Annotated in this window: 9 protein-coding genes; 2 read left to right on the forward strand and 7 right to left on the reverse strand. The window is 36.1% G+C overall.

The genetic code is table 11. The features are described from left to right. Positions 1 to 707: 707 nt before the first annotated feature. From QZ327_RS09375 to QZ327_RS09385, 3 genes are read right to left on the reverse strand one after another with little or no spacing between them, the layout of a single operon-like run. Positions 708 to 1,688 carry a BT4734/BF3469 family protein gene (locus QZ327_RS09375; protein ID WP_294618799.1) on the reverse strand — a complete coding sequence of 327 codons (981 nt, stop codon included), beginning with the start codon at positions 1,686 to 1,688 and terminating at the stop codon, positions 708 to 710. A 13-nt stretch (positions 1,689 to 1,701) separates the two neighbouring features. After that, positions 1,702 to 3,303, reverse strand: a complete 1,602-nt coding sequence (locus QZ327_RS09380; protein ID WP_294618800.1) for a phage/plasmid primase, P4 family — start codon at positions 3,301 to 3,303, stop codon at positions 1,702 to 1,704. Between the two features lie 12 nt (positions 3,304 to 3,315). Beyond that, on the reverse strand, positions 3,316 to 3,684 hold the full coding sequence (locus QZ327_RS09385; RefSeq protein WP_195592467.1) for a helix-turn-helix domain-containing protein: 369 nt from the start codon (positions 3,682 to 3,684) through the stop codon (positions 3,316 to 3,318). A 218-nt stretch (positions 3,685 to 3,902) separates the two neighbouring features. On the opposite strand from QZ327_RS09385, the gene QZ327_RS09390 reads away from it, so the two are divergent. Further along, positions 3,903 to 4,580 (forward strand): hypothetical protein, encoded by a 678-nt coding sequence (locus QZ327_RS09390; protein WP_294618801.1) that lies wholly within the window; start codon positions 3,903 to 3,905, stop codon positions 4,578 to 4,580. Between the two features lie 288 nt (positions 4,581 to 4,868). On the opposite strand, the gene QZ327_RS09395 is transcribed toward QZ327_RS09390, so the two are convergent. The 3 genes from QZ327_RS09395 to QZ327_RS09405 all read right to left on the reverse strand — a co-directional run bounded on the left by QZ327_RS09395 (position 4,869) and on the right by QZ327_RS09405 (position 7,294). Then, complete coding sequence (locus QZ327_RS09395; RefSeq protein WP_294618802.1) at positions 4,869 to 5,522, reverse strand: hypothetical protein; 654 nt, start codon at positions 5,520 to 5,522, stop codon at positions 4,869 to 4,871. 75 nt (positions 5,523 to 5,597) lie between these two features. Continuing rightward, positions 5,598 to 6,917 (reverse strand): hypothetical protein, encoded by a 1,320-nt coding sequence (locus QZ327_RS09400; protein WP_294618803.1) that lies wholly within the window; start codon positions 6,915 to 6,917, stop codon positions 5,598 to 5,600. Next, entirely contained in the window at positions 6,914 to 7,294 is a 381-nt protein-coding gene (locus QZ327_RS09405) for a hypothetical protein (RefSeq protein ID WP_294618804.1), read from the reverse strand. Before QZ327_RS09405 ends, QZ327_RS09400 begins: the two co-directional genes overlap by 4 nt. 392 nt (positions 7,295 to 7,686) lie before the next feature. Here QZ327_RS09405 and QZ327_RS09410 point away from each other — a divergent pair, with 392 nt between their 5' ends. Continuing rightward, positions 7,687 to 8,826: an IS481 family transposase gene (locus QZ327_RS09410; RefSeq protein WP_117967222.1), complete on the forward strand. Its 1,140-nt coding sequence runs from the start codon at positions 7,687 to 7,689 to the stop codon at positions 8,824 to 8,826. Between the two features lie 73 nt (positions 8,827 to 8,899). Here QZ327_RS09410 and QZ327_RS09415 read toward each other — a convergent pair whose 3' ends face one another. Beyond that, positions 8,900 to 9,370: a hypothetical protein gene (locus QZ327_RS09415; RefSeq protein ID WP_294618805.1), complete on the reverse strand. Its 471-nt coding sequence runs from the start codon at positions 9,368 to 9,370 to the stop codon at positions 8,900 to 8,902. Positions 9,371 to 9,622 lie beyond the last annotated feature (252 nt).

Genomic DNA, 9,622 nt, shown 5'->3' on the forward strand with positions numbered 1-9,622 from the left:
GAGTTTGAACTAAAAGTGTCAGAGTTAGTGTCTAAGTTGGTTTCAGAAGTGTCCAAGTTGGTGTCTAAGTCGACATATGAATGACAAGTATGGTGTCAGAGTTGGAGTCAAAAGTGTCAGAGTGTCCTTACTGTCTATATTTAGAGTGGAAATACATTTTTACTTGGCATTATGTCTTATGCACCATACCATGGAACTACATTTCGCATAACTCCGGATGGCAATCTGGCAGTTTTCTGCGTAAACAATGCGTAAACAAACGGTTTCAGTTAGGGGTATTTGGTGAGTTTCATAGAGGATAGCGAATTTTGCAACTAACTGACATTCAGTAAATATTAACGAAACAAACTATTACAGAATATCATCTTATCGTTCTCATAATCTGGAGGTCCCTGGTTCAAGCCCAGGCTGGTCCACAAGACATAAAGCAAAGAAAACCAGGCCGTTACAAGCAACCTTGTAGCGGCTTTTTTCTTGCACACCGAAACTCCTTGCACACAATTTACACACAACCTCTGGAAAGTGGTGATAATCAATAACAAACGTGACACACCAGTAAATGATATTCTTTTTCTTTTAGTTTCTTCTATTGGCAAGAGTTCTCTCCGATTCATGCCCATGATGAGGTTTTCGCATATAATTTGCACAAACGGATATAGGAAAAGAGATAAGCTACACACCGGTAGTTATCCCTTTTCTTCTCAAAATTATTTTTTGATTGGGGAAATGAGCTTGTATTCTGCGGCTATTTCAAATAAGCGGTCACTATTATATCGATACCGTCCAATTATCATAACGGAATATTCCCTATCAGTTTCATCATAATCATAATTGGGATAAAAACTACTGACCTTATGAAATAAAGCCCTACCTTCCTCACCAAACATATTCTTAATAATATTGCCAATGGCAATCCAATCATTGTAGTAATAAGTAATATCCACTTGATTTCTGATTATTTCATTCAATAGCCGTTCAACCTTTTGTTTCTTTGTTAAAGGAGTGGCGCTTTCCAAAACCAAATTACTTGGACGAAGAAATGTTTCTATAACGCTGGGAATAAGAATCGTTTGGGGTTTAGGTGGTTTCGTTTTAGATCTCTGTTTTGGCTTATAAATATATTCCACTGCTTTTGATTTTGGCTCAGACATATAAACTTCCGCATGTTTATTGACATACGGTTGCGTATCATGCGAAAGGAAGCGTAAACGGCATATATCGCCACAGCTTTTGTCTATAATGATACCCATTTCTTCAAAATCGTTTTTAATAGATTCAAAGACATTCTTATGATTAGTAGGGTCTGCATAAGGAATGATACAGAACAAGCCATTTCCGCTTGCAGACAAACCACAATACATAATATAAGGCAGTTCACCCAACTTAATCTTAAGGTCTTCTATGTTTGATATTGACGGGTTATCTTTTCCGTCAATATCAATACAAATCAAATTCGTATACTCGTAAATTTTTTCAGTTCGTCGTTCAGAACAAACACAACTGACAGTTATTGCAGGAAGAAGTTCTTTCAATTCTCGCCGTTTCATCGAATCAGATTCATTCCGAAGTTCTTTGATTAAAACAGTACGATAGTCCTCTAAGAACAACCAATCCCACAAGTTCACTACTCCGCTTGCATAACGACTTTGCGCACTTTCAAACATTGATACTTTTATGATATTTTCCATATTTCTTACTTTTTTACAGGCCATCAGGCAATGAATTTTCTAAAAATTGTCTAGCAATATCGTTACGTTTCACAAAAATATAATTATTTCCACCGCCACCTTTCTGAATCTCAAATTTCAAACTCTTTATGCGGGTCGAAAATTCTTTTTGCCCTACAGGTATCAGCTTCTTGATGTGACAATACGCTTGATATTCTTCTCTAAATCTTTTCAACAAGATTTTATCATTTCCTGACGTGGAAGGCAAATATTGTTTTTCTTCAAGGAATTGCGCCACACTATCAGACTCAAATCTCATTTCCTCAAGAAGTTCTTTTGCTTTTGGTGATTCTGTAAATTGCTGTTGTTTTAACAATCTGCCCAATCCCTCAAGCACCCAATTGAAAATACCGCTTAATTCTTTGGATATTATTCTCTCGGCGAGATGCTTATCTTGCTCTTCATCCGGAATAATAACTTCAAAGTTCAAGATTATAAACCTTCGCAAGTAGGCATGGGTAAATTCAATATTATTAGGAAACTTATTCGTATTGAACATGAACTTCCCGTAATGACGAAGTATAAACGGATGGCCGTAAGGAGAACGTGCATCAATAGGCTCATTGCTAATTAGCTTCTTAAATAAGTCTGGATTGATATTCTTTCCTCCAAGTTCCGAAGAATAGTTAAGCAGATAATTACCTAGCTGCGCCCTAAAATATCCATTTTCATTACATAAATTACTTATCGTATAGGAACAAGTGTTATGTTCTCCCAGCAGTGCTTGCACTATTTCAAATATGACGGATTTACCGTTGCTTCCTTCACCTTTCAGAATCAAGCACTTTTCCAATTTCAAGTTTTGAGTAAAAATATACCCCAAGTATTCTGCAAGAATCATTTGTGATTCTTTTTCAGGCAAAACCTTATTTAAAAAAGCCTTAAATTCATCACAAGTCGCTTCAGGATTATATTCAAAAGGCAATTGGTATTTAAAAAAATCCCGCTTGTCAAAGTCTCTCGATACTTGTCTGTCCTTTGAAATGACAAATGTCCCATTCTTTAGATTAATTTTCACCTCATCTTTTTTCTCATTCAAATCCGGTACAAGAGTGCAAAGAGCGACAAACTGGTTATACAGTTTTTCAAGATTCCTACTCAGTCTTATATCATAATAATTGAAGCCCGCCTTATTTGCTGCTACAGCAAGAAATTCCTTCAAAAGTGGACGGGTTATGTTTTTCCAGTAACAGCCCATATAAATATATGGCTGAATACTGTCCGGCTCAATGCCGAGCCCCAATTTAAACTCATCCGCATTCTTCAATAATTCTTCTATCAATATAATATATTTGACTTCATCATCCGGTTCGAAGCTCATTAATTCTCTTTTTTCATTTTCTGACAATCCCCCGTTGTTTTCTTTCCTACGTAGTTCTGAAAGTTTTTCAAGTTTTTTATCATCATCAAGATGATAAATAACCGGATAATCTATTTTAGAAGATATATCTATTATTTTCTTCAATGTTTCCTCTTGTTGTACTTGCTTCAAAATATCTCTTACATACCGTTTCAAGCCTTTTGCTGTTTTATATGGATGATTTATCATTGGGATATTATTATTATTACTATTCATATTATTTATCTCCTATCTTTTTTGAGCCGATTTTATAATTAATTGTATTGATTGAGTTGAAAGATTTTGGCTCGTTTTGTCTTCCTCCTCAATTTGGTTGTTTAACCATTTATCCAATTCTTCAGCAAAGAAATACAGATTACGCCCTGACCTATGGCAAGGTATATTGTCTGTCGCTGATAATTTATAGAGTTTAGATGAACTTAATTTATACCCTTGTTTTTGGATATATCTTAAGGCTTGCTCCTTATTCAGCCACTTTGGTATTTTTTCCCTTTTTTCTATTCTGTTCATCAGAATGTTTTTTATCTCCGATATTTCCTGAATCAGATAATCTATCCGTTCCGGCAACGTGTCATAACTTGTTTTTTGATGTTCCATACCTTTTGTTTTTTGTTTCTGGTGCAAAGTTCGGCAACTTTTGGAAGGGCATAAAAAGGCACGTTCAGGCACATTTAGGCACGATTATATCATATTAATTATCAACCGGTTACATGTATTATCGAAAAGAAATTATTGATTTTGGCACGTTCAGGCATGAAATATATTTGATTAGTTGGCTACGTTTTGTATTTTTGTCATAAACATCATGTAGCAATATGGCAAAGAAAAGAATACCGATAGACAAAGAGAGGTTTGAAACTTTAAAAAACGAGTTAGTAAGAGTTTCTAATATAGATTTGAGTTCAGACAATGCATACTCTGACCTATGCGATTATATAAAGAAACAGAGCGATACAAATTTTCCTCTCTCAAAATATGAGGATGGAAGCGTTATCCAGCAATCTGAAACTATCAGCGTTGATACATTACGTCGTTATTGGGGAGATAAGGATGCAGACAAGGAAAGAAAGCCGGATGTTGGAAAATTATCTTTCATGGCTCGTGCTTTAGGATATAAGGATTGGGAAACATTCTGCCACGAATACAAACAGACCAATACGGACTTTGACATAGAGAAAGGATTCAATGGAATGGACTATTTCAAGTTTTCATCATTGCTTGAAGGTGAAATCGTCTGTATCGGCTGGTATCCTCAAAAATATTGCAGATTGAAGTTTTTAGGAGAGTATTCTTTTGAGGTCGTTGAATCCTATAGAATGAAAAGTGAGGTTGGACGCAAATTTGAAACTTCCGGTTTCCGTCTCGCCCCAATATCAGACAAGGCTATTTTACCAGAAGTCTTAATAGAGCCATTATATGAATATCAGGAAGACTTATGGAATGCCATAGAAAATTTTGATATAAAGAATTTCCCTCCCGAAATCCTTCTATAAGAATAAGTAAAAAGTGAATAAAGTGAGTGAAGTGAACTATATTTCTATAATAGAGCATATTTCTTATTCTATAGACCATATAACGATATAAAACCTTATACTTTTTATAAAATATAGTTCACTTCACTCACTTTATTCACTATGTAATAATTTTCTACTTTTATTTATTCTTTCATATTCGAGATATGCTCGTGCTTCTTTATACCAAGTATTAGAGGCAGGAGAAAAGTTCGATACAGGAGACGAAAACATCCTCATTTTTGGTATGAGGAAATAATAATTTCACGTCTATTTGGAAGCGAAAAGGACATGCAGAAAATCGTTTATTCTTGTGAGAAAACTGTTGCGTTTCGTGAGCTTCATATCGCCTTCTCCCAAAAGTAGCCACCTTGCATTTATAGACGGAAAGGCAATTAGTATCTTTTGCACAATCCAAACGGTAGGAAGTTCTTTTCTGAATAAAATGTTCATCAGTATAGTAAAAGACAATCCCGTTCTTTGACAAAAATCAGAAACGGAAGGAGATTCTTTTTCGGCAACCTGTTTGATTCTGGCTTGTATGCCACCATTCAGAACATCCCAAAAGGACAAAGGCAAATTGATGTTCTTTATATGAACCGCTTCTTTGAATAACGGTGCAATCTCAAATGGCGAATGTTTGGATATTCCGCATCCTATCTCTGTAACTAAAAAAGTATATTCCGAATGTTGTTCTGCATACAGTAGAAAATCATCAATATGTTTTTTAAGATTCTCAATGTGTTTGGAAGGCATCGCATAGGTCTGTCCCTGTATTCCCACAGCCTGTCCCATAATAGCACCGAATTTCATCGCTGTTGCTGCGGCATTTCCATTATGTACACCGTTTGAGTTTGAACCGAACACGAATATTTCATTTGCTTTCAGTTTCGTAATGTTGGATGGAGTAATTCTTTCGTTCATGTTTTAAAGTTTTTGGGTATAAAAAATCCTCTTACTACATAAGCAATAAGAGGATTAGATTATTTGTGAAAAAAATCAATACTTGATAGAGAACAGAGTTTCAATATATGGCAAACTACTGTTTGAAACATTTACTTCTTTTGAATCAAAGTTGTATTCCATAACATAGTCTTCTGATGTGCCATTACTGCTTTCCCAATATATTGAATTTGTTTTTTCATTATATATGGCAGATGTAATGTATTCGCCAATTTCAGCCAAGATAGATGTTGTTTCTAAAGTTTCGGGATTGATTGTTTTTACAATAGTCTTATCAATATCTTTTCCTATTTCAAGTAAAACAAATCCCTGTTTCGTGTTAAGCACTTCATAATAATATGCGTCATTCTGTTCATCACGCAGAAGCTTGATGTCGCCTGTTTTCATGTTTAAAGATAGAAGACAGTCAAAAGATTCTCTATCATCTTCAAATCTGATACTTCCGGTAACTAAGACACAACGGCTTTTTGAGTCATAATTAAACAGTAGATTATCATCTTCACAATAAAATTGAGTAACGTATTTCCCGTTAATTCGGTCGTAAGGGAAAGCCTTTTTCAAAAGAGTTGTTTTTCCATTATCGTCAAAAGAAACAATTTCAAACCCTTTGTCTACAGATGCTTCCAAACCGCATAACGTATTCTCAATCATACCAATGGCCATTCCGGGCGAAGCATTGTAAAATTTATTCAGCCAATTGGCACAAACCTTCTTTTCTTCCTGTTTTGCAAGATTATATTTGTACAAACTGACTTCTTTACTTATTGGTAAACAGCGTTTGAAATAATAAATATTCTGATTTCCGTTATTCTCAGCCAATATGAATTTTATGATTTCTCCATTGGGTAGTTCGTTCTTCTTTTCAAAGTCTCCACTTTGCCTATCGAATACATATAATATAGGAAAAGTATTTTCGTTGTCTTCAAAATCCACAACGTTGTAACCTGCGGCATAGGTATAATCATTCATATTGTCCACATCTTTTTCTTCCAAGAACATTTGGCCTAATGTTTTTTCTTTTCCTTCTTGTCTTAAAATGACATCACAATTACCTGTCATATTAGGTGCGATGAATGAGATACTTTCATCAGAATATGAAATAACATCTGCCTTTTTCTCGCCTGAGCGTGAAGATGTTTGAAACCATATCTCACTATTTTCGGAGAAACCATTACCACGTATAACAACTAACTTACCGCTGACAATCGGAGATTCAGCACCAGATGATGGCATTTCAATGTTTTGTATGTCATTATTCGGGTCTGAATTATCCGCATCATCGGAACAGGCTGCCATGAATAGAAACACCATGCCGAGTAAGGGCATGGTGCTTACGTTAAATAATTTGTTCATCATTTCTTCTTCAATATGATTTTCTCACCTTCTATTGTAAAGGTCATTTCTGTTTTGGTAATAGTCCCAGCAATGGACATATCTTCATAGCTTGAAGTGAATTTACCATCTTTCGCATTGTATTGGTATTTCAATACAGCGTTATCAACATACTTGTCTCCATCTTCACTTGTAATGTTCAAAGTTAAATCCGTTTTGCTTGTCAGCTTGATTTGATAAGCGTCTTTGTCAGCATTGACTCCAGTCCATACAGTTCCAACAAGTTCTTCCGCTGTAGGATAAGGAGATGGATTTTCATCATCGTCATCACTGCATGCAACGAAATTCAAACACAACACAATCATTAATAACGAGGTTGCAATCATTCTAAAAGTTTTCATTTTGATTTTAATTTTATCTCCCTTAGCCTCAAATCAGAAGAGTTAATTAAATGCAGAAAGCGTGAGGCCATTAACTTATTTTATACGACGGGCTCTGGTAAGACCTTGAACTAAAACAAGCAACAGTCCCCACGCCATATACGGATATGACGCGAGAGATGCCAACTTATTCCCGTTCTACAGATAGTTTACCAGACTTCGTCGTAGAGAATCAGTTAAACACTTTCGTGTACCTTAAATTTCTAATATGTCCGCCATGTTGCCACGACGGTACAAAATTAGAAAAAATAAGGCACATCACAAAGTTACATCCCATAAAGTGAATTAGTCAAGACTTAATCTGACAGTTACGTATAAAAAGAATAAATTTGTAACAGAAAACAGATTGAGTTATGACAACATCAGAAAAGGTCATCAAGAACAAACTGGGATTGCTTGAACTCTCCCAACAGTTAGGAAACGTATCACGTGCTTGTAAGATTATGGGCTACAGCCGTGACAGTTTTTATCGTTTCAAAGAGTTGTATGAACAAGGCGGTGAAGTCGCCTTGCAGGAGATTTCCCGCCGCAAGCCTGTCATAAAGAACCGTGTGGAAGAACACATTGAGCAGGCAGTCGTACAGATGGCGATAGACAATCCTGCATTGGGGCAAGTTCGTGTATCCAATGAACTGCGCAAGAAAGGTATTCTTATTTCGCCAGGCGGAGTACGTTCCATTTGGTTACGGAACGATATGGAGACCTTCCAGAAACGCTTGAAAGCATTGTCGGCCAAAGTGGAACAAGAGGGCATTGTCCTCGACGAGAACCAAGTGGCGGCATTGGAGAAAGCAAAAGAAGAAAAGCAGGCTCATGGAGAGATAGAAACTTATTATCCCGGTTTTCTTGTTGCCCAAGACACTTATTATGTAGGATATATCAAAGGTGTGGGACACATTTATCAACAGACCGTCATTGATACTTACTCCAAAATCGGATTTGCCAAGCTGTATGACAGAAAGAATGCGCTTGTCGCTGCCGATATGCTTAACGATAGGGTTATTCCTTTTTTCGAGCAGCATAACTTGAAACTGATGCGTATGCTAACAGATAGAGGAACGGAATACTGCGGAAATAGAGAAAATCATGAGTATGAACTGTATTTGGCTGTGGAAGACATTGATCATTCCAAGATTAAGGCGAAAAGCCCTCAGACAAACGGTATATGTGAGCGATTTAACAGAACCGTGCAGAATGAGTTCTATGCTATTGCATTCAGAAAGAAAATCTATACCTCTATCGAACAACTGCAAGCAGACCTTGATGCGTGGATGAACTCCTACAATACCCAAAGAACACACTCCGGAAAGTACTGTTTCGGAAAAACGCCCATGCAAACTTTTATCGAAGGAATCGCTGTGGCAAGAAAGTATCAACTGCAAAATCTGGAAATGATAAAACCGAATGAGCATGATAAAATCTCATTCGGTTGTGAGGATGAAGAAAGTTGTGTAACTTCGCAACAAACATCTGACAGTTTTTTTGTCCGATAGTAAAACAAATGTCAGAACAAGTCTTGACTATTACACATAAAGAGACTGTTGCAGGTTACAAAATTAGATATTCTTATTCATTCAGCATTTCATCAATGGCGAATTCGTGAAGTTCATGCTCCAGATCCATTTCTTTAAGCCGTTCTTCTTTCTTCCGAAAATAATCATCGCCCAAACCTTTTTCTTCGAGTGTCTTGTCGAATTTATCAAGTATTTCATCTGAAACACATTCTTCATCGTCATCATCGATTGACTCGTCCAATGCGGAAAGCATATCCTCTATTGTGTATTCCTGTTCTTGTGAAGAAGTATTTTCCGTTAATGAAAACTCTGTATCATCCTCACAATCAATATCCGGCCCTAACATATCTATAAGCTCATCGATTGTATAATCTTTGTCTTTAAAAGAATCTTTCGTATTTTCTTCTTTGACAATCGGCTCTTGAACACCGGTTTCCTGTATGCTTTCTTTTTGAGTAGACATTTTAGTCTTTGGTGCTTTCTTTGAAGATTTCTTTTTAGTCTCTACAACTTCGGCAGTCACCGGTTGTTCTTCTTCTACTTTTTCTTTCGTGCCATAACTTTATTTATTTTTGAATTTAGTAATACTCCGAATACATGAATCATCGGACATTACATATATCCTCTTTTTTGTCGGAATATAAAAGAAAAAGGTATTTTAACTATATTCTTAACCTGAATTAAACTCTCGCACCGGTAATTTTGCATAAAGAAAGCCCGATCCCTAATGAATAGAATTACCGGGCAGGAAAGTAAGAAGAGCCCCATATAGGCT

This window comes from uncultured Bacteroides sp. (genome assembly GCF_910578895.1).
Lineage (GTDB): Bacteria > Bacteroidota > Bacteroidia > Bacteroidales > Bacteroidaceae > Bacteroides.

Excerpts from the sequence above, each read along its gene's own strand:
- QZ327_RS09380 (WP_294618800.1), bottom strand. The coding sequence starts at position 3,303 with ATGAATAGTAATAATAATAATATCCCAATGATAAATCATCCATATAAA.
- QZ327_RS09385 (WP_195592467.1), bottom strand. The coding sequence starts at position 3,684 with ATGGAACATCAAAAAACAAGTTATGACACGTTGCCGGAACGGATAGAT.
- QZ327_RS09400 (WP_294618803.1), bottom strand. The coding sequence starts at position 6,917 with ATGATGAACAAATTATTTAACGTAAGCACCATGCCCTTACTCGGCATG.
- QZ327_RS09390 (WP_294618801.1), top strand. The coding sequence starts at position 3,903 with ATGGCAAAGAAAAGAATACCGATAGACAAAGAGAGGTTTGAAACTTTA.
- QZ327_RS09395 (WP_294618802.1), bottom strand. The coding sequence starts at position 5,522 with ATGAACGAAAGAATTACTCCATCCAACATTACGAAACTGAAAGCAAAT.
- QZ327_RS09410 (WP_117967222.1), top strand. The coding sequence starts at position 7,687 with ATGACAACATCAGAAAAGGTCATCAAGAACAAACTGGGATTGCTTGAA.
- QZ327_RS09375 (WP_294618799.1), bottom strand. The coding sequence starts at position 1,688 with ATGGAAAATATCATAAAAGTATCAATGTTTGAAAGTGCGCAAAGTCGT.
- QZ327_RS09405 (WP_294618804.1), bottom strand. The coding sequence starts at position 7,294 with ATGAAAACTTTTAGAATGATTGCAACCTCGTTATTAATGATTGTGTTG.